This is a genomic window from Haloarchaeobius marinus (genome assembly GCF_051207415.1).
In the GTDB taxonomy this organism is placed as follows: domain Archaea; phylum Halobacteriota; class Halobacteria; order Halobacteriales; family Natrialbaceae; genus Haloarchaeobius.
The window spans coordinates 68,979-89,094 of the sequence record NZ_JBPKGD010000006.1; the positions used below are offsets into that span (position 1 = coordinate 68,979).

A 20,116-nucleotide genomic window follows, 5' to 3' on the forward strand; every position below is an offset into this window, starting at 1 on the left:
GGTGGGCAGTTACAGTGACGGAATAACGTCGTCGCCCATGACTTCGAAGAACCGTTCGGGCTCCGGGCTGGTGTTGCCCAAGATAATTCGGTCGAAACCCATCTCGGCGTACTCCTCTAGCTGGGCCGCGATTGCGGCGGGGTCGTCGGCGATCAGGAACTTGTGTTCGATCTCGTCGCGCGTTGCCTGCTGGCCCACTGCCTCGATCTCCTTCGGATTGGAGAGACCACGGTCGAAGACGTCTTGGGTGGCTGCCCACCAGGGCTTCGTCGCCTCGTAGGCAGTGTCGTAGTCCTCGTGATAGGAGGCAGTGACGAGCAGCGACGTCTCGATTGCGTCGGGATCGCGACCAGCCTCCTCGGTGTATCGACGGACCGCGGGGTATAGTCTATCGGTGAACTCCGTTCCTTTCAGAACCGTAATGAAGCCGTCCCCGTATTCACTCGTCAGTGATGCCGTGGTAGGTCCGTTGGCGGCGACGTGGACCTCCGGAGGGGTCTCCGGTTTCGTGTAGAGACGAGCGTCCTCTAGACGGTAGAATTCGCCGTCGTAGTCGACGAAATCGTCGGATTCCCATAGCAAGTGGAAAATCTCCAGGGACTCCTCGAGGCGCTGTCGGCGCTCGGGATATTCGGGCCATGGAAACCCCAGCGGCTTCTCGTTCATCGCCTCACCGGTGCTGACTCCAAGGACGACGGTCTCGTCGTGCATGACCTGCAGGGTGGCAAACGCCTGCGCTATCAGCCCTGGGTGATAGTGACCGGTCGTCGGCGTCACGCAGGTCCCGATCGGGAGGTCGATTCGTTCCGTGGCAGCGCCCAGCCACGACCACGCGAAGCCTGATGATCCCTGACTGTGGAACCAGGGATGGAAGTGATCAGAGGTCCAGATCATGTCGAATCCCGCCTGCTCGGCCAGGTCCGCGTACTGCAGTAACTCGTCCGGTTCGTACTGTTCCTGGTGGGCGTCGTAATCGATCGCGACCATACTACAGACTCGGAGTGTGGCGTGAAAACAATTATCGTCGCTGCACATCCCGACTGGCTACCGCCCGCGGTCGCTCCCCTTCAGTCGTCACCGGCAGATTCCCTGCCCTCCGCGTCGGCATCGTCCCGCTCGGCAGACTCGTAGACTTCGCTCAACCCGAGAAGATGCCACGCTCCGGTCATAATGCCGCCGGTCTCGGTCCTGTCACGCTGGCCGACTGTCTCGACCGGGTCCGGACCGTCGTATTGGACCATCTTGGAGTGGATGGCGTCGAGGTCGTCCGGTTCGTATACGAAGACGAACGGTACGTCCCGCGAAAAGCGTCCGCGGCGTCGTACCGGCTGAAGGAACTCCGGGAGTGCACGGGCCCGCCCCGTGCGAGGATCGATCAGCTGTACCAGCGAGTGATCTCGATTGTCTTGTCGGTGTAGAAGTTCACCGCGTCCTCGCCCTGGGCGTGAAGGTCGCCGAAGAACGAGTCCTTAGTCCCACCGAAGTGGAAAAATCCCATGGGTGCACAGACGCCGACATTGATGCCGATGTTACCGGCATCGACCTCATAGCGGTACTGTCGGGCCTCGGCGCCGTTCTCGGTGTAGATGCTCGAGGCGTTGCCGTAGTTGGTGCCGTTTACCAACTCGATGGCGTCATCCAGGGTGTCAAGATGGGCAAGACAGAGGACCGGCCCGAAGATCTCCGCCTGGGCAATCTCCATGTCGCCGGTGACGTCGGCAAGCAGTGTCGGCCCCATGAAGTTGCCTTCGGGGTACTCGGGGTGCTCGAAGTCGCGACCGTCGACGACGAGTTCGGCGCCCTCATCGACGGCGTTATCGATCATGTCCGTAACCCGCTCGCGTGATTCGGCGGTGATCAGCGGGGCGATGTCGGTCTCCTCGTCGAGACCGTTCCCGACGGTCAGGTCGTCGACGGCGTGGAGCAGTCGGTCGTAGAGATCGTCGTAGACGTCGCCGACTCCGACGACCACGTCGTTGGCGAGACAGCGCTGGCCGGCGTTGCCGTAGACCGAGCCAATCAGATTCGGCACGGCGGCGTCGAGTTCAGCGTGGTCCGTGACGACGGCGTAGTTCTTTGCGCCTCCCTGTGCCTGAACTCGCTTGCCGTGTTCCGCCGCTGTCTCGTAGATGTGGCGGGCAATCGGCGTACTTCCGACGAAGGAGACGCCCTCGATATCCCCGTGTTCGAGGAGTGCGTTGACGGTGTCGACGCCCCCGTTGACGAGGTTGACGACCCCGTCAGGGAAGTTCGCGGCCTCGACGGCCTCGAAGATGATCTGTGAGCTCAGTGGTACCTTCTCGCTAGGCTTGAGGATGAACGTGTTACCGGTCGCCACGGCGTACGGCAGGAACCACAGGGGTATCATTGCCGGGAAGTTAAACGGCGTAATCGCAGTAAACACGCCAAGTGGTTGACGGACGGCCGTCTCGTCGATATCGCGGGCGACGTCCTCGACGTTACCGCTGCCCTCTCGTAACATATTCGGGATGCCGGTCGCGACGTCGACGTTCTCGATGCCACGCTGGATCTCACCGCGGGCTTCGTCGAGATTCTTCCCGTGTTCCATCGTGAGCGCGTGGGCGAGTTCCTCCGTTCGGTCCTCGAGTTCTCGCTTCAGGTCGAAGACGTACTGGACGCGCTCGGCGGCGGGCGTCCGTCGCCACTCCACGAAGGCCTCGTTCGCAGCCTGGACGGCCTCGTCGACGTCCTCAACCGTCGAGAAGCCCACCCGGGCGAGGTCATCGGTCGTCGCTGGGTTGACGACGGCCTGTCCTTCGTCACCGGTGGGATCGACCCATTCGCCGCCGACGTAATTGTTCACCGTGTCGGGGATTGCGGTCGCTTCTGACAACCGCTTTCGCTGGCTCGTCATACACGATAATTTCCTTTCCATAGTTATATATGTGTTATGCAATCCCGAGTTGCCCCTCCTCCGCGAGCGTAAACTGCCATACTGGGGGAGCTGACAAGGTGGTATGGATTGCTTCTGAATTACTGTCCATGGGACCGGTCAGCTTCCACTTCACGGAGGACACAGTGATTGTGACCGGCAGCAGTTCCGGCATCGGACGAAGCGATCGCGGAGGAGTCGGCTCCGGTGTGGACGAGAAAAGGGCGGCCGTCGAGGCCGGCGACCTCAAAATAGCCATACCGCTGAATCGACCGGGCTACCCAGTACCTATCGCTCCGACCGTCCTCGTTCTCGCTAGCGACACCGCAGACTACGTGACCGGCGAACTGGTCTACGTCGATGGCGGGTAGACTACCTACTGAGGCTGACCCATACAGTTAAAAGTCGGCGGGTGGTGGTCTCTCGCATGCGAGCACTCGTACTTGATGCGGAGTGGAACCCAAGGGACGACTACGAACTGTCTCCCGAGGAAAGCGAGACGCACAAGGCGATGAATAGCGGCCAAGTCTGGCAACACCCGGAACTGCGTGTCGAGGAGTGCGAGCGTCCAGAACCCGACGACGACGAGGTGCTCGTCCGGGTCCGCTGTACCGGCGTCTGTGGCAGCGACGTCGCCATGACTGAAACTGACGACGACGGCTACATGCACTACTCGGCATACACGCGGTATCCGAACGTGATTGGTCACGAGTTCGTAGGCGACGTCGTCGAGACCGGTGCTGACGTCGATCTCTTCGAGGAGGGCGATCCGGTCACTGCTGAGGTCACCGACTACTGTGGCCGGTGTGAGATGTGCCGTCGCGGCCACCACGGCCACTGTAACAACTTCGAACAGCTCGGATTCACCATCCCCGGCGCTTTCGCGGAGTACGTCGCGGTCCCCGAGAAGATTCTCTGGGACGTCTCCGAGCTACGGAACGCTTACGAAGACGATCGTAGCTTCTACCGTGCCGCGGCGACGATAGAACCCAGCACCATCAACTACTACGGGCTCTTCGGGCGCGCCGAGGGTATCCAGCCGGGTGATTACTACGTCTTCCACGGTGCCGGTCCCATCGGGCTCACAGGGATGAACGTCGCCCGTGCCGCCGGTGCCGGCAAAGTCATCGCCTTCGAGCCCAGCGACGAACGCCGGGCAATTGCAGCGGACCTGGGCTTCCAACACGTCTACAACCCTATCGAGACGGATCCGGTGGCGATGATCAACGAGGTGACCGAGGGTATGGGCGGGGACGTTCACGTCGAGACTAGCGGTGCCGTCACTCAGACCTATCCCGTCATCGACGACACCCTCGCCGAGGGAGCCAACGTCGTGCACATCAGCAACGCAGCAACGGCCCCGGAGCTCGCACTCCGGAAGTACCAAGGTGCGACTGCACAGATGTACGGGTCCGAAGGCCACACGGGGCAAGGGATATATCCCCGCGTCATCCGGTTGATGGCGGCCGGACACCTCGACAACCTCCCCATCGTCACGTCGACCTTCGACCTGGCCGACGCCGATGATGCGGTCCGCCAGGCCAGAAAGCGCATCGACGGGAAGGTCCTCGTCGAGATGTAGGTCACTCGCGGAGAGGTTCAGAAGAGGGGAGAGAAAGAATCGAGTGGAGATTGGGACGACGAAAACGAGGTTCGTCGCTACTTCTCGACGTCCGCGAGGTCCCACTCGCCGGTGATGATTGCACCGGACTCGGGGTTGTCCTCCTCGACGATGGCCTCGACAATCGCCGGTCCCTCGTGGGCGATGGCTCGTTCGAGGGTGTCGTCGAGATTCTCGGGCTTGACGACCCGCTCGGCGAAGTCGATGTTAAACGAACTGGCCAGGTCCATGTAGTTGACGTCGGTCTCCTCGTCGAATTTCGTATTCAGGACGCGGTCCCAGCCATATTTGTTGACCTGTAGGTTACGGATGGACGTCCACCCGTGGTTGTTGACGATGAGATAAGTGACGTCGACGCCGTGCTCAACCGCACAGGTGGCGTCGGAAGCGCACATCAGGAATGACCCGTCGCCCTCGAGGTTGACGACGGGCTTGTTGGGCTGGGCGAGTTTCGCGCCGATTGCGGCCGAAATTCCGAAGCCCATCGTCGAGAAGCCCCCACAGGAAATGTTGGTGCGGGGCTCGTAGACTGGGAACTCGGGATTCGTGGTCTCCTGGGGCTGGCCGGCACTCGTGACCACGATACCGTCCCGGGGAAGGACGTCCCGCAGTGAGGCGAGAACCCGCGAGATGCTCATGGGGACGCTGTCGTCGGACCACCGTTCCGCGACGCGTTCCTCCCACTCGGTCCACAGTTCCTGGATCTCGTCGTAGTACTCGTTGTTCTCGGAGGAGACGGGGTCCATCCGGCTCTCGATTTCGTCACGAATCTGGCCGGTGACGACCTTCGCGTCGCCCTGGATGCCGACCTCGACCGGGTAGTTCTTCCCGATCTCCTGGGGGTCGATGTCGACGTGGACGAGCTTGCTCGGCGGAATGTCGAAACTGACGCCTTCTTCGAAGGACGAGGTGTGCAGGTCGGAGAAGCGACAGCCGATGGCCAGAACCACGTCGGCGTTCGACGCGAGTTCGTTGCCGGCCGAGGAGCCGATCCAGCCGGCGTAGCCGACGAACAGGTCGTGGTCCTCCGGAACGATCCCTTTCGCCTGGAAGGTCGGGATGACCGGTGCCTGGAGGTACTCCGCCAGTTCTAGAACCTCGTCCCAGGCCGCCGAGAGCATCGTCCCGCCACCCGGGACGATCACTGGGCGGTCGGCGTCCGCGAGCAGTTCCGCCGCATCGGAGACGGTTCGCGGGTCGCCGCCCGGCCGGCTGTGTGGCCGACTCTGGGTCGGCTCAGGTAGTTCGACGTCGGCGACGGCACCCTGCACATCCATGGGGACGTCGACGTGGACCGGGCCAGGGCGCCCGGAGAGTGCGATTTGGAACGCCCGGCGGAGGGTCCGGGGAAGCTGTTCGACGTCACGTACCTCGAAGCTCTGCTTCGTGACCGGTTCCATCACGCTGGGGAAGTCACCCGGCTTCTGACGGTCTATCTCCTGGAGGATGCCCTCGCCGTACTCGTGGGTCTGGGGGGCACCCGTGAAGACTATCAGCGGGATCGAATCGACGTAGGCGGTCGCGACCCCGGTGACCGTGTTGGTCGCGCCGGGCCCGATAGAGGTGAATACGGCCATCGGTTCGCCACAGGCACGATAGTAGCCATCGGCCAGATGGACGGCCCCTTGCTCGTGTCGTGGCTGGAGGACCTCGATGTCTGCGTCGTTGAACCCATCGAGGAGGTTCGTGCTGCCGTGGCCGGGGATGCCGGCGAGGTACTCGACCCCTTCTTTTTCGAGGTACTTTGCAATGATTTCGCCACCTGTTAGCTCAGGCATGGGAGGAACGACTCTAGCTGAGGATAAAAATACTGGGGTCAAGCGGGAGCTACACGGCCGGGATGACTTCGTCTCCCATGACTTCGAAGAACCGTTCGGGGTCCGGACTCGTGTTCCCGAGCAGGATCTGGTCGAAACCCATCTCTGCGTACCGTTCAAGTTCCGCTGCTAGCTCAGCGGGGTCGTCGGCAATGAGGAACTTGTTCTCGACTTCCTCCCGCGTTGCCTGCTTTCCTTCCTCCTCGATCTCCTTCGGGTTCGCAAGCCCACGATCGAAGATATTCTGGGTCGTCGCCCACCAGGGCCTGGTCGCTTCGAGTGCAGTCTCGTAGTCGGGATCGTAGGAGGCGATCACGAGTAGCGACGTCTCGATCTCGTCAGGATCGCGGCCGGCCTGGTCGGTGTACTTCCGGATCGCCGGGTAGAGACGCTCGGTGTACTCCTCACCAGTCTTAACGGTGATAAAGCCATCACCGTACTCGCCGGTCAATGACGCGGTACTCGGGCCGTTCGCGGCAATCTGGACCTCGGGTCGTTCGTCGGGCATCGTGTACAGGTGGGCATCATCGACATCGAAGTGATTCCCATCGTAGTCGACAAAGTCGTCGCGCTCCCAGAGTGCGTGGATGATCTCAAGGGTCTCTTCGAGGCGTTCACGACGAACCGGATACTCAGGCCACTCGTGGCCGAGCGGTTTCTCGTTCATTGCCTCGCCGGTCGAGAGGCCGAGGACGATGCGCTCGTCGTGCATCTCCTGGAGGGTCGCGAACGCTTGGGCCATCAGGGCGGGGTGGTAGTGTTCGCCTGCCGGCGTGACACATGTCCCCAGCGGCAGATCGACACGTTCGATGGCCGCGCCCAACCAAGACCAGGCGAACCCGGCCTCCGCGTCCGTGTGGAACCACGGGTGGAAGTGATCCGATGTCCAGACGAACTCGAACTCGTTGTCCGCGGCAAGTTCCGTATAGGAGAGTAGTTCGGACGGGCTGTACTGCTCCTGATGGGCCATATAGCCTATCGTGACCATCGTACTCCAAACGTTGGGGAGGACCGTAATATCGTTACTGGTCAATCGGCGTACCGTCGTTCTGCGAAGCCGAGGCACGGACCGATCGGGTCGACTGGCACAGTGTAGGAAGACGTACGCGCGGACTATCGTTCGCTGCTCACGAACGTTCTATCGCCCCCTGGGGACTGCGCCACCAGGAAACCGACTAATCAACCCAACGAGTGAACGTTCCACTAGAATAGGTTAATAGGTCGTCGTCAGGAGGTCGTTGCATCCAGTGGGGCCCGGAAATGGCCTCAAAATGCGTGTGATCCTCCCCATTAAGGTCGTCAAAATCCGTTCGCGCTGGCCGAACGATGGCGAACTGGAAAGTGCCGGTTTGCGGCAGAGTATGTGTGGCAACTGCGAATATCGTCCCGGAGCGCGGCTCACCTATCTCCGATCGTCACCCCGAGGCCTGGCGCGACGCGAGGTAACGGCACGGTATTTGTTACACACCTATAGTTGTAAAGGGCCGGCTTCCATGTTAGCTGGCCTATACATTTATTTCACTGTAATACTAGACAGATCAGTGTACCGATCAGAAACTTGTGACCAGGAAGTAGCCGAGAACGCCTCCCAGGCCGTCCGAGCGTGTCAATCTCGTTGTCGTCGCGAAGCTAATGGTTTCCTCCAGCCAGTTCCACAGTGGCGGAGTATGAGTGGCGACGTCGAGTTCCCTACGGGTCCTTTGAGTGGGGGTTGCATGCGTATAGCGCATTTAACCCCTGGATCGAATATCCAATTCAACGAAACGGAATCGGGTACGGTTAGCATATCTACGTTCGCTAGTAGCGAACGGTATTCTGTTAGCGAGGTAGTTTGCTAGTATTGTCACATTATATATAGGCGAAGTCCGGTTGGGAGTATTTCTCTACTTTCACTATGCGAATGATTCATGGCGGTGACCATGCTCTTCTCTGTCATGGCTTCGAAGCAGCGTACCGTGGAGTCCGTGGGGATTACGCTCGAGATTATCGAGTATCTTCACCAGGAGGGGGCTGCCGGGGTGACAGAGATTGCCAACGCATTGGGCCGCTCGAAAGGCACGATTCACGGGCACATCTCGACACTCGTCGACCACAAGCATCTAGTGAAGGAGGAGGGTGAGTACCAGCTGAGTCTGTATTACCTCGATCTAGGGGAGGGGGTCAAGAGCCGCCTCAGGAACTACGATGTCGTCGAGGAGGAACTAACGGACCTCGCGGAGAAAAGTGGGGAGGTAGCACAATTCGCCGTCGAAGAACACGGTAACGTCGTGTACATTCACAAGCAGGCCGGTGAAAAAGCTGTCCAGACGGCCTCCTCGCCGGGGAAGCGTGAGTACATGCACTGTACATCCCTCGGGAAGGCGATGCTCGCGCACCTCCCCCACGACCGCGTCGAAGCTATCGTGGAGCGGCACGGCCTCCCCCGATTCACGGCACAGACCATCACCACGAGGCAAGAGTTGTCCGAGGAACTTGCGGAAGTCCGGGAACGGGGCTACGCGTTCGACCGCGAAGAACTCATCGAGGGCCTTCGCTGTGTGGCCTGTCCCGTCGAACGCAACGGCGAGTTGCTCGGCGCGATAAGCGTCTCCGGTCCCGCCCGGCGGATCGAGGGTGCATACTTCGAAGAGGAGCTCCCCCAAATGGTACGCCGGTCTGCGAACGTCATCGAGATCAACGCTCAGTTCTCCTGACGTCGCATTGTCTCCGGACGGAGATACCGACACCGAAATATAACTTTCTTATCTATAATAGTATATTGATGTTTCTCTCGGTGGTCTATCTTTTGAGGAACCACTCTGCCGAGCATTGATCGTAGGGGCCAAACCACTGTGTCATCCCCCTCACCGTAAACGAAGGGGTTTTAGCACCTGTTCCGCAGGAGAACTCCATTTCGTCGACTTGCGATAGTAGCCGTGAACGCCTAAGTGGTTCGCCGTCCAGAAATTTACTTCGTGTGAAGCGGTGGTAGAGCTTGATATGGCCGGGCGGAGCTGCCCGGAGTGCAATCGTCCCTTAATCCGTAGAATCTCCAAGATGAACGTGAGGACGGACGGGTACGGGAACACAGTCTACACGAAGCTCACAGAGTAGAAAGCGGTCTCAGTGAAGCGGGGGCGCCGGATGAAGTCTTCAGAGTCGTTGATCAATCTGCATCTCGAAAGCGTCGGAGAGATTGCTTGATTCGTGATAGATGTTCTTTACCTTTCGGCGGCTCACGTCTGCGACGCCATCAATCGTGACGTGTGCCGAGACGTAGACACCTTTTCGCCGATTGGTTCGACTCGTACAAGGATGCACTGGAAGCACCAAGGTCACGACTTCCCGAAGACAGACAGTAGCCGCCGCAGTCCCGTGACTTGCTCGTTCTTCGAGTCGGGTTCACCCGGCGGATCGGCCGCCGACTCTAGCTGGGACATTGCCTGTTCGGTTTTCCGGGTCAACCGGTCGATCTCCTCTCGTGATTCACTCAACTGACGTTCGAGTGTCCGGATCCGGTCGGAGAGGACTTCGACTCGCTCGGTGAGCAATACCACGTCCTGTGACGGCGAAGCGGAATCCTGACGTTCGACACGAGGGTCGGAATCCCCGTTGTCAGTCACGTCACCGTCGTAGGTTTCACCAGAGACTCGAACCGCACGAGCCACGGTCTGCTCGCCGTACGTCGACCCGTCGGCGTAGTGGACCTCGTCCCACTTGTCCCTGTACAGCCCCGACTCGCGGAACAGTCGGTCCATCCGACCAATGTCCCCGCCAGTCCAGAACGCGAGCAGACAGCACAGGGCCATGTCCGCCTCGGACTGGCTCTCGTAGCCAGTCGTGCGACCGTTCCAGAGTCGTGTGAACTTCTCCCCGTTCTTCGCGTTCTGGGCCTTCTCCACCAGCGCCGCGTCCGAGAGACTCGTTGCACTCGACGATTCCGACTTCCTCCCCATCCCAGACGGCTCCTGTTGGTCATCGTCCCCGTAGACGTACTCGTCGTAGACCCTGGCCAGCGACTCCTGGCGCTGCTCGATATCGGCCACAGTCCCGTCGACTCGCTCGCCGGTCATGGTGAAGAAGCGCGCCGACTCGTAGCACTCGACCGACCCGGAGCGCGACTTCGACCCCGGAATCGTTCCCTCGACGAGGACGTGAACGCCCTCACCCGACGGGCTGACCTCGGTGTATGAGTCGAGACGGTCGACGATGTCGGCCGCCCACTCCGTGAGTTCGCCGTCGCTCCGGCAGTCGTCGAGGTCCACGCCGACGAACGGGTCCTCGTCGGTGAACACGAACCCGAGGCCGTCTTCCGCAGCGGACGCACCGAGTGCCACCTCGTAGTGCGTCCACGTCTCCGGGTCCGACACCGACGCGAACGACCCCGTCGTCGGGTCGATTGGGACCTTCGTCGCCTTCCCGTCGCGCTCCTTCGCGCGCCAGCAGACCCACTGCGGGTACTCCCGCAGGACCGCTGGAATCGACTCCGAGTTGACCGTCATCGCTCCCTCCGGAGTCCCATCGGCGTTCCATCGACGGCTCGCCTACGCACGTTCATCACCCCCGTCCGGCCGCAGTCCGGCATCGACCTCCAGCTCCTGCTGCTGGTCGCCCCCTCTCCCTTCGACCTCGTCCGGTACTCCGTCGAGCACCGTTCGTTCGTACGGACTCGCACGAACCCGGAGCGGGAACCAGCCCTCCTCGTCGACGCCGAGCAGCGCCTCCGAGTAGCCGTCCTCGTCGTTGCCCGCCTTCGCGGTCCGGACCCAGTTCACCTCGCGCTCGCTCAGGCCGAACCACTCCGCCAGCTTCTCGGCCTCCTCATCGACGCGGTGGATGAGCGTCATCGAACACAGACTGGCGATGGTCCGCGCCTCCGGCGTCAGCGCGAACTCGCCACCGGTCTGCGTGATGAACTGCAGCGACAGGTCGTAGTGCCTGCTGTGTCTGACCGCCGTCTCCAGGAACCCCAGCGACGTCGCGTCGTGGAGCAGGTAGTGAGCCTCGTCGACGACGAACACGACGCGCTTGGCCGTCCCCTTCGCTCGCTCGTACACCGCGTTGAACAGCACCTGCATCATCAGACTCGTCTCTGCGTTCCCACGCACACCCTCCTCCTGGTGGAGGTCCAGGTAGACGACCGGCGCGTCGAGGTCGAACTCGCTCTGCTGTGCGAGGTTCGCGAAGTCCCCGTCCGGACGGAACGACGGCCGCAGGTCCGTCAGGAGCGATTCCGCATCCGTCCTGATGCGCTCCTGCTCGCCCACGGTCGGATAGCCGTAGGCCGCGGGGTCCGCCAGCATCGACTCCAGGATCTCGACGAGGTCGGTGATGGTCGGCGAGTCCCTGCCGTGGGTCGACGGGTCGCGCGTGATGCCCGCCCGTTCGTACGTCTCCTGAACGGCACGACGGAGCGTCTGCGTCCGGTCGCCGAGCGGGTTCGCCGCGACGTGCGTGAAGAACGTCTCGAAGAAGCTGAGCACCCACGCGATCTGCTCGGCCCACGGGTCCAGGTCCGGCGTGGATTCCAGGACGTCCTTCGGCGTCTCCCGGAGTTCGAGCGGGTTGACCCCTCGCGTCCCTCCGACCGTGACACGCTCGCCGCCGAGCGCCTCGTTCACGCCCGCGAACCCCTCCAGCGGGTCCAGCATCACGACGACGGTGTCGCCGTCGTACATCGCCCGCCGCAGCAACTGCAGCTTCGTCGAGAAGGACTTCCCGGCGCCGAGTTTCCCGATGACCATCGCACAGTAGCCCGTCTCCCGGGCGAACCGGTCGAGGATAAGCGGGCTCTCGTTGCGCGCGTAGGTGCCGTACTCGATGCCCGGTTCCGCGAACGCACCCGCGACGAACGGGAACATCGCACCGACGGCCCCGCCGAGCATCGGCGTCGACGCGTCCAGGGAGTCGTCCAGCCGGTTCACGCCGATCGGACTCGCCGAGACGAGGCTGTCGAGTTGCTGCCAGCGCGGCGTGACCGGCGTCAGGTTCGCCGGCGCGCGCCGTGCCGCGTTCGACACGCCGTCGACGTCGACCCGGCCGTCCCCGGGTGCCTCGCTCCGCGTCGTCAGGTACATCGAGACGTCGAACGCCGTCATCGGCGTGTTCCGGAGCACGTCGTAGAGGTCCCGGTAGTCCTCGAGGTCCTTGCGGATGCCACGGGCACCGGCGCGGTGGCGCTCGCTGAGGTACTCGTAGTCGGCTTCGAGCGTTTCGAGCTTGTTCTCCAGCACGTTCAGCGTGCGCTCGGTGTCGCGCGGGTCGACGTGGATGGAGACGTCCGTCTCGCGCGTTTCGCTCGTCGCATACAGCGTCTCGAAGAGCCCGTCCGTCGGCGCATCGGGGAACTCCGCCACCCACTGCGTGCGCGCCCACTGCTCTCCCGTTCGGACGGCGTTGGGTTCCTCCTCGATGCAGTCCGGGCTGACGAGCGTCCGGTGGATGTCGGGGATCGAATCGAGCGGGCTCTCGCTTCCGGGATACTCGCTGGTCGCCTCGGACTCCACGTCAGCGTCTTCACTGTCGTCGGTGGTGCTTCTGATCTTGCCGAGGAAGCGCCGAATCATCGCGGCCCTCCGACGATGGGCGTGGTCCGAAGCCGACGCCGCAGGTCACCCTGGGGCTGGTCCTGGCCGGCCCAGAAGTCGGCGACGACCGTGGTCGCGTCCTCGACGGGCACCTCGCTGGCGGCACAGCCGTCGATCTCGCGCAGGCCACCCGTGATTCTCGTGACGCGCTCGTCGAGCGTCTCGCTCAACGCGGCGCGCTGTGTCGCCTTCGGCGGCGCGGCCAGCGCCCGGACGAACAACCCCAGGAGGGGGACGGCCGCCAGTTGCTGGACGATGCTCTCGCGCTCGAACTGGACCTCGTCCGGCCGCACCGGCACGACGACGTAGTGGTCCCGAATCGTCATCCGTCGCGCGGCGAGGTCGTCCTCGTACCACGCCACGTACTCCTCGATGAGCGACGCCAGCCGCGGGTTCGCCTCGACGTCCGGGTCCCCGAGTCGTGCCTCGTAGTGTGCGAGGTACTCCTCCACCGGAAACGCACGGGTCGTCGAGTAGAACTGCACGGGGAACTCGACGGTGGTGTTGAGGAACTCCTGGAACGCCGTCGTCGTGCGGTTCCACTCCTCGTCGGTCGCGAGTGCCAGCATCGGTGGGTCGACCTGTACGAGGCCGACGAACGTCCCGTCGGTGCGCTCGATGGCGTTCGCCTCCGGGTAGACGCGCTCGACCTGCGTGAACTCCTTCGCCGCCTCGTGGTCGCGTCGCGTCGGCCGACGGTGGTAGCCGAGCATCGCCCCCACCCAGTCGAGACTGGACGTGTACGATGGCGTCAGGTAGACGAACAGCACGCCGACGGCGACCGCCACCGCTGCCACCGGCATGGCGACCGACTGGACGCGATAGCCCGCCACCGTCGCCGTCGGCGGCAGGACCAGTTGCGTCACCAGCACGACGATGACGCCAGGGAACAGGCCGACCGCGAGGTCGGTCAGGGTGTACGTGCCGAACAGTTTCGCATCTGTGCCGATCGACTTCGGAACTCGTTTCGCGGGGTCAGTCGTCACTCTGAATCACGCTCCGTGTCGCTCGTCGGATCGGGAAGTTCGGGTATTCGTGAGTCTGTTCTCGGCAGGGGGCGAAGCGCATCGAACGACTCGTTGCGCGACGTTCGCTCCGCGCCTCGGTCGAATGTGCGTCCGCCCCCACCGCCCTGGTCGCCACCACCCGTCGAGACGGCGCTCGAGAAGTGCCGTGCGCCGCCGCGGAGTCGCGACCCTGCGGCGTGCGCCCGCGACTCGCCAGACCCGAAGACGGTCTGGCCGTCGCGACGGACCGCACTCTCCCCTCGGAGGCCACGCGAGAGGTTGCGTCCACCGTGAACGGTCGCCGACCCCGCCGCCCTCGTCTTCCCCATCCGCTGTCTCGCCTGCTTGACCGAAACCTGGCGGCTGATCCGTTCACTCGCCAGGAACATCGCCCCGGCCTGCCAGAACAGGATGAACGGCGCGACCAGCGCGAGCACTGGAATCACGAGGGCGACGAGCCAGGCCGTGAACCCGGAGACTGACAGGCCGAAGTCGTTGCCGAGGAGGTGGCCCAGCTGGAACAGGACAGCCGTCGGGAGCGTCATGAACAGGAACGGGACGTAGAAGCCCGCCAGCCGCTTCATGAGGCGCGCGACACCGGCGAACGGCCCGAGGCACGGAATCCACATGACGATGAGCACCGGCATCAGCAGGACGAACATGTAGATCGCGAGCCGTCTCGCCAGATAGATGACCGCGATCGACACCAGCAACGAGTTGCTGACTGCCATCGACATCGCGTAGCCGAGGACGCCCATGGCGGTAAACGAGGCCGAGTGAAACAGCGTGATGTCCGAAAGATTGGGCAGGATATACCCGGTGAGCGAGTCCACGAACTGCATCGAGAACGCGGCCATCCACCACCAGGAGAGCACTCCGAGGAGACCCGAGAAGGCCCGTCGTTTCAGCTTCGCTCGCTGGTAGCCGCCGAAGAGGTTGCTCGTCGATTCGAGGAAGATGACCAACCCGATCGAGAGCGCCCACAGGGTCAACGCCAGCGGGAAGATCGTCTCCCAGTAGTAATCGTAGAGGTTCGGCCACACCCCGTTCGTCGGCCGACTGAACACCGCGTTCGGCGCATCCGTTCCGACCACGAAATTCAGAACGTCATCCGAGTACTCCTCGACCACTGCTTCGAGCGGTTCGAACAGAGTATCGATGAGTTCCGTGAGCGCGTCAATGATGACCTCTTTCAGGCCCACGAGTCTAGCGCACCTCCTCGAACTCGACCGAGACGTCACTACAGATGTTATAGTTCCACCGTGACCGGACGTCTCCCGAGACAGTGGCCCTGACGTTCGCGACCGGGTTACTTCCAAGTCCAGTACCGATGGTCATCTGGAACGCTACTGGGTCGTACGTGCACTCCGATTCACCCTCATTCAGGAACTGGAGTGGTCGTCTGAATCCGACGAACGTGCTTGTCTCTCCAGGTGCGATTATCGTGTCCACTGTGTCATCTGGCGACGATAATTCTGGGATGTGCGTGTAGTCAGCAAGACCCGAATTCGCCTCTGGATATGGGGCACCGTCGTAGACGACCTGGAATACCCACGTCGGGGCTGAACCGATGTTTTCTACATCTACGGCCAGATTCCCGGTCGCCACCGATCGCTCGTCATCGTAAGTAGGGCGTACATCTACGATGCGTAGCTTGGGCGACAGCTGAATCGGAGTACGATACGACCTCTCCTCGGTGACGCTGACGACCGTATACTCACCGGGTGTGTAGTGGTTCTCGTCGAATCTCCGAGCACCTGGATCGACGATTGGAATCCGAACCGCCGTCTCCCCGGTCACGACCGAGTTCCGTGCGAACGCAGTCCCGTCGGGAGCGATCAGGTTCACCTCCGAGACGTCGGCGTCGTCGCGGAGCGAGACGACCAGCTCGGTCGCGGTCGTCTCGACCGACGAGATAGGCGAGGCGTCGTCGAACTGGTGTTCCCCCCGGGAGGGCGTGGCTGTCTGCTCGCCGTCGGGTGACTCACCGAGTCCGAGACACCCCGCGATAGCCGTCGACGCGAGGCCCGTCCCACCAGCGAGGAACGTCCGCCGGGACAGCCGTGGTCGTCTCATCGTACCCGCCTCCACGGCGGCCAGATTCGCCAGCCGGTGATTCGGTCGACGAGGAAGACAGCGAACAGGACGACGCCGAGTGGAACTCCAGCGCGGAACGCCGCGTCGACGAGATTGCCGACCGACCCGGCGACGTAGACGTGGTCTCCCGACCCGAGGTCGGTCGCACCGTGGTCCCACCACGTCCGGGGCTCGTACCGGGCGTTGTAGACGCTCCGCCGGGGAACCGTCACCGTCCCCGTCCCGTCGTCGCCCGTCCGAACGGTGGACTCGCCGATGTGGATCACGCCAGTCCGGTAGTCCGTGTTGATCGGAGCACCTGTCTCCGCGTCCCGGAGCGTCACCTCCAGGGTCACGTTATCTGGGGTCGTCTCGAGCACCTCGACCGCGAGGGTCGTCCCGGCGAGCCGCGTCGATTGGACCGTCGAGAGCGGCCGCTCGACGCTCACGCCACGGACCAGCCCGTGTACCTGGACTGTCGTTCCTGCATCGAGCGGGTCGGTCCGAACCGCGACACGGTCGCTCGGCGTGTAGCTCCCGTTCGCGACGCCGAGTTCGATGCGCTCGGGGAGCGACGGCGCCTCCCGTGCGATGCCGTTGCTGGCGAGGACCCTCACGTCGCCCTCGCTGGTCGCCGACTGGCCGATCCGCTCGGGTGACGGATAGGCGTGCACCTGCAACGGTTGCGCTGGCGACTCGACGGCGACCGACCGGTTGCTGGTCCGTCTGGTGAGCGTGTCCCACGCGCGGTCGCGGGCGGAGTAGAACGACCACCGACCGGTGACCGACCCCGTGTCGAGGTCGAACCCACGCCACGGCTGTGGCGAGTTCACGGCGATGCCGCTGTCGCCGTCGGGGTACTCGACCGCACGGACCGACGCGACCAGTTCGTACGCCTCGACCGCGACCGTATCCTCGACGGTCACCGTCTCCGTGTAGACACTCGTCGACTCGACTCTCCACGCCGAACAGGTCGTGTTGGGTCCTGCGTCCTCGTCCTCACAGCGACGGACGCGCGTCTCGACGGTCCGTTCGAGCGAGACGGTGACGTCGGCCTCGACGGTGAGGTCGTGGTCGGTCCCCGGATACTTGTCGAGTCGGTCGTACGAGAGGACGGGGGCGTGTGTCCCCGAAGTGTCGTCTTCGAGTTGCCCGTCGACGAGCAGCCGAACCGCCGAGACCTCGTGGTCGCGAACCGTCCACGAGACGCGGCCCGTACTCGTGTTCTCCGACGTGGGAACGTGGACCCGATAGTCGAGCGCCGCGCGAACGGTCCCGTCCGGGCCGACGTAGAGCGGCGTCTCCGTGGGCGACAGGTGTGCCCTGGTCGATGGACTCACGGCGAACGCCGAGACGTAGGCGTCCCTGACGTACTCGCCATCCGTCACCGAGGCGGTCGCCGGCGCGACCGACGTGTTCCAGTCGGTCGCCGGGAACTCGCGGTGGTCGCCCGCGTTCCACTGTGCGACCGCCGCTGGTGGCGCGTCGAACGGGATGTCGACGTACGCCGCCAGTTCGGCCATCGCGATGCTGTCGTTCTGGACCTCACCCTCGTCGACGTCGCCCGACCAGAGCGTGTGGAACGTGCTCTCGTCGACGTCGTGGTCTGGCTTGCTCGGTGGGTTCGAGAGCGTCGGGGCGACCCCACTCGCGACGCCGGCGAGGACGACCAGCGTCACCGCGAACGCCGACGAGGAGCGCACTAGAAGGCGCAACTCGTCCCTCCGGCGACGACGTTGTTCAGGATGAACTGGATGATGACCGTCGCGAGCGGCGCGACGATGATCCCCCAGAGGACGCCCTGGTTCCGGATCTCTTTGAGCTCCATCTTCAGGTCTGACCGCCGAATCATCGGCATCGAGACGGTCGCCCCCAGTGCGAGAACGCCACCGATGAGTGGTCCACCGAACTGGATCACGGAGAACACGTTCCGGATGGTCTGTGCCATGTCGGTGGCACAGAACTGCGTCCCCGTCTCCTGCGCGAGCGCAGGCGTCGTGAAGACACTCAGCGCGAGTCCGCCGAGGATGGCCCACTTGAGGCCGGTTGTCGTTCGAGCGAGACTTGTCAGTACCCGTGTGTCGGTTGCGGACATGATTTGGTTCGATACGCACGTTGCCAGGGGCGTCTGGTCTGAGCTGGCCACTAGGCGTCGTGCGTTCCTGGTGTTGTATTCAGCTTTGTCTCTATTAAATCTACCTAGCGAGGCACTATTTTATCATATGTGCGGGCACCTATATGGAGGAATATATTTGGACAGGACATACCCGCGTCCCAGCCTGCTTCCGCGACTGCGTACTCCAGTTTTTCTTCGTTTTCGAACTCCCGCGTGAGCAACTCGGAAGCGGCACGCAGTTCTCGGTCAAATCCGATGATTTCTCTGAAGAGGGACTGCTCGGCGTTCGCAATGACGTATTCACCAGCATGAGTCGGACTGCTGCTCGAGTTGGCGAAGGGTCCGAACACGCTGTTGATTCGCGTTCTCGTAGGCGACACACGCTCGCAGCGTCTCCATATCGTGAATCCTCACGATCACCGCGTTGATGAGCCGCGTGTTTGGCGGTTCGAGTCGCTGTTTTGGTGTGACTCACTCAATGGTGTTCGCCTCACGCTCTTGTGGCGAGGAGAAACAGCTCTAGTTGTAGCGGATTTTCAACAGAGAGGCGAGTGTAGCATCAGAATTATCTGGTTGACTCATCGAGCAGTGTGATTCCTCGTTCAACTACAGCGTCCGTAATGAACAGGCTTGTCTCTGTTTGGAGTGCTCGCATCAGCTCGGCTGCTTTTGATTTGGTGAGTTCCCCACGAGTGTATGCGAGAACAATGACACCGATTGAGCCATGCACCTCGACATTGATATCCTCAGCAGCGTCTCTGGCTGCAAGGTCGTCAGTCAAAAGGACAGCTGAGCGCTCAGATGCGACCGCAAGAGCAGCGGTCTCTCCTGGGTCTAAATCAACGGTGGGTTCGGTTTCCTCTGCCTCGACGAGTTCATACTCGATATTATTGAGCGCAGATGGAACCGTGCCTGCCTCAAGTTCTTCGTATACTGTCTGTGGAATGAATAACCCATCGACTGCTGAGAGCAACTGAAGCGCGTCAATTTCGTCGAGATGGATAAGTGGGCCTGTATCAGCGACCGCAACAATCACGCACTTAGACCCCACCGAACATCGTCTTCAACTGCCTGCAGTTCGCGTTCTGCACGCTTGACGCGGTCACGTCCAACGAGTTCGATCGCTGTTTCTCGATCGATTTCGTCGTTCACATACCGAGAGAGGACGAGGTCTATCCAGAGGTCTTCGACACCGCGTTCCAGCGCCTGTTCGAGGATCTCCGACTCGGGGATGCCTCGCGCTTCCGCGATCTCTTGCACCCGTTCGGTGAGATCCGTAGCCATACCTCCACAATCGCTCTGCGATGACTTAAACGTCCATGGATACTCTGTTGGCGACCAGGTTAGTTTGGGCGGTAGTTCGCGTCAGTGTCGACGTCGTCGTACATACGACCGAGCATGTCGAGTGCCGACTGGAATTGGGCGTAGTTCTCGCGCATATACTCGATCGTCTCGGCTCTCGGGATCACCGGGTACCCCTCGACGTGTTCGATGTCGAGTGACGAGCGAGGTTCGAGAACGATCTGCAGTGGTCCGTCCAGGTCGTCTCGGGGTTGTCGCTCGAATGCGGTTGGGAAGTCGAACGACTCGAAAAACGCCTGCCAGGCGTCGACGTCCTGCTCACGGACGGCAAGGAACAGTGGATAGTCGTCAGGCTCGCGACCGACTTGATAGCCGCCCTGTGTCCACACGTAGACGCCGTCAATCCGTGTGAAAGCGAATGGCCAATCACCGAACTGTGGGATGACGTACGCCTCTTCGATGGAGGGTGGACTGACGCCGGCGCTGGAAGCGACGAGCTCGCGGGCAGCGTCTCTCACGCGCTCGTCGCCGACTGAGAGACCGTCGTCATAGTGGACGTAGCCTGCGTCTTCGAGCCGATTGACGGCCTGTCTCACCGTCTCGTACGGCGTGTGGAGATGTTGGGCGACACCTCGGATGGAGTCACCACTCTCGATGGCAAGGATTATTTGCGCCGCCGTGTCGTCGAGAACCTCGTACATCTGATAGTTACTAATAA

General features: G+C 62.3%; 18 protein-coding genes and 1 pseudogene. 3 read left to right on the forward strand and 16 right to left on the reverse strand.

Annotation, left to right across the window (positions count from 1 at the left end):
- Window positions 1-9: 9 nt before the first annotated feature.
- The 3 genes from ACSC1W_RS18565 to ACSC1W_RS18575 all read right to left on the reverse strand — a co-directional run bounded on the left by ACSC1W_RS18565 (window position 10) and on the right by ACSC1W_RS18575 (window position 2,875).
- A complete protein-coding gene (locus tag ACSC1W_RS18565) occupies window positions 10-987 on the reverse strand; it encodes a TIGR03557 family F420-dependent LLM class oxidoreductase (RefSeq protein ID WP_435349168.1) in 978 nt (325 codons plus the stop codon).
- 80 nt (window positions 988-1,067) lie between these two features.
- On the reverse strand, window positions 1,068-1,241 hold the full coding sequence (locus tag ACSC1W_RS18570) for a hypothetical protein (RefSeq protein WP_435349170.1): 174 nt from the start codon (window positions 1,239-1,241) through the stop codon (window positions 1,068-1,070).
- A 134-nt stretch (window positions 1,242-1,375) separates the two neighbouring features.
- Window positions 1,376-2,875 carry a CoA-acylating methylmalonate-semialdehyde dehydrogenase gene (locus ACSC1W_RS18575; protein ID WP_435349285.1) on the reverse strand — a complete coding sequence of 500 codons (1,500 nt, stop codon included), beginning with the start codon at window positions 2,873-2,875 and terminating at the stop codon, window positions 1,376-1,378.
- Window positions 2,876-3,003: 128 nt separating this feature from the next.
- Between ACSC1W_RS18575 and ACSC1W_RS18580 the strand changes: the two genes are divergently transcribed.
- Window positions 3,004-3,264, forward strand: coding sequence for an SDR family oxidoreductase (locus tag ACSC1W_RS18580; protein ID WP_435349172.1), 261 nt, complete (start codon window positions 3,004-3,006; stop codon window positions 3,262-3,264).
- Between the two features lie 56 nt (window positions 3,265-3,320).
- The gene (iolM, locus tag ACSC1W_RS18585) at window positions 3,321-4,475 is read left to right on the forward strand and encodes a scyllo-inosose 3-dehydrogenase (protein WP_435349173.1); all 1,155 of its coding nucleotides are present in this window, start codon (window positions 3,321-3,323) and stop codon (window positions 4,473-4,475) included.
- Between the two features lie 77 nt (window positions 4,476-4,552).
- Here the strand turns inward: iolM and ACSC1W_RS18590 are convergent, their stop codons facing one another.
- On the reverse strand, window positions 4,553-6,292 hold the full coding sequence (locus ACSC1W_RS18590; RefSeq protein ID WP_435349175.1) for a thiamine pyrophosphate-binding protein: 1,740 nt from the start codon (window positions 6,290-6,292) through the stop codon (window positions 4,553-4,555).
- Window positions 6,293-6,341: 49 nt separating this feature from the next.
- Window positions 6,342-7,319, reverse strand: coding sequence for a TIGR03557 family F420-dependent LLM class oxidoreductase (locus ACSC1W_RS18595; RefSeq protein ID WP_435349176.1), 978 nt, complete (start codon window positions 7,317-7,319; stop codon window positions 6,342-6,344).
- Window positions 7,320-8,238: 919 nt separating this feature from the next.
- Between ACSC1W_RS18595 and ACSC1W_RS18600 the strand changes: the two genes are divergently transcribed.
- A complete protein-coding gene (locus ACSC1W_RS18600) occupies window positions 8,239-9,024 on the forward strand; it encodes an IclR family transcriptional regulator (protein ID WP_435349178.1) in 786 nt (261 codons plus the stop codon).
- Window positions 9,025-9,645: 621 nt separating this feature from the next.
- Here the strand turns inward: ACSC1W_RS18600 and ACSC1W_RS18605 are convergent.
- From ACSC1W_RS18605 to ACSC1W_RS18650, 11 genes and pseudogenes are all read right to left on the reverse strand, one after another.
- Window positions 9,646-10,812 (reverse strand): phage NrS-1 polymerase family protein, encoded by a 1,167-nt coding sequence (locus tag ACSC1W_RS18605; RefSeq protein WP_435349180.1) that lies wholly within the window; start codon window positions 10,810-10,812, stop codon window positions 9,646-9,648.
- A 42-nt stretch (window positions 10,813-10,854) separates the two neighbouring features.
- Entirely contained in the window at window positions 10,855-12,876 is a 2,022-nt protein-coding gene (locus tag ACSC1W_RS18610) for a VirB4 family type IV secretion system protein (RefSeq protein ID WP_435349182.1), read from the reverse strand.
- Complete coding sequence (locus tag ACSC1W_RS18615) at window positions 12,873-13,883, reverse strand: TraC-like domain-containing protein (RefSeq protein ID WP_435349184.1); 1,011 nt, start codon at window positions 13,881-13,883, stop codon at window positions 12,873-12,875. Before ACSC1W_RS18615 ends, ACSC1W_RS18610 begins: the two co-directional genes overlap by 4 nt.
- Complete coding sequence (locus ACSC1W_RS18620; protein ID WP_435349186.1) at window positions 13,880-15,106, reverse strand: TrbL/VirB6 family protein; 1,227 nt, start codon at window positions 15,104-15,106, stop codon at window positions 13,880-13,882. Before ACSC1W_RS18620 ends, ACSC1W_RS18615 begins: the two co-directional genes overlap by 4 nt.
- Before the next feature lie 4 nt (window positions 15,107-15,110).
- Entirely contained in the window at window positions 15,111-15,980 is an 870-nt protein-coding gene (locus tag ACSC1W_RS18625; protein WP_435349188.1) for a hypothetical protein, read from the reverse strand.
- The gene (locus tag ACSC1W_RS18630; protein ID WP_435349190.1) at window positions 15,977-17,683 is read right to left on the reverse strand and encodes a DUF8186 domain-containing protein; all 1,707 of its coding nucleotides are present in this window, start codon (window positions 17,681-17,683) and stop codon (window positions 15,977-15,979) included. Before ACSC1W_RS18630 ends, ACSC1W_RS18625 begins: the two co-directional genes overlap by 4 nt.
- The gene (locus ACSC1W_RS18635) at window positions 17,683-18,075 is read right to left on the reverse strand and encodes a hypothetical protein (RefSeq protein WP_435349191.1); all 393 of its coding nucleotides are present in this window, start codon (window positions 18,073-18,075) and stop codon (window positions 17,683-17,685) included. The genes ACSC1W_RS18630 and ACSC1W_RS18635 overlap by 1 nt, the downstream gene beginning before the upstream one ends.
- Window positions 18,076-18,396: 321 nt before the next feature.
- Window positions 18,397-18,567, reverse strand: a pseudogene (locus tag ACSC1W_RS20940) (DUF8129 domain-containing protein); the annotation flags it as partial.
- Window positions 18,568-18,661: 94 nt separating this feature from the next.
- A complete protein-coding gene (locus ACSC1W_RS18640) occupies window positions 18,662-19,132 on the reverse strand; it encodes a PIN domain-containing protein (protein WP_435349193.1) in 471 nt (156 codons plus the stop codon).
- Window positions 19,129-19,380, reverse strand: coding sequence for a ribbon-helix-helix protein, CopG family (locus ACSC1W_RS18645; RefSeq protein WP_435349194.1), 252 nt, complete (start codon window positions 19,378-19,380; stop codon window positions 19,129-19,131). The genes ACSC1W_RS18640 and ACSC1W_RS18645 overlap by 4 nt, the downstream gene beginning before the upstream one ends.
- 59 nt (window positions 19,381-19,439) lie before the next feature.
- Window positions 19,440-20,099 (reverse strand): helix-turn-helix domain-containing protein, encoded by a 660-nt coding sequence (locus tag ACSC1W_RS18650; protein ID WP_435349196.1) that lies wholly within the window; start codon window positions 20,097-20,099, stop codon window positions 19,440-19,442.
- Window positions 20,100-20,116 lie beyond the last annotated feature (17 nt).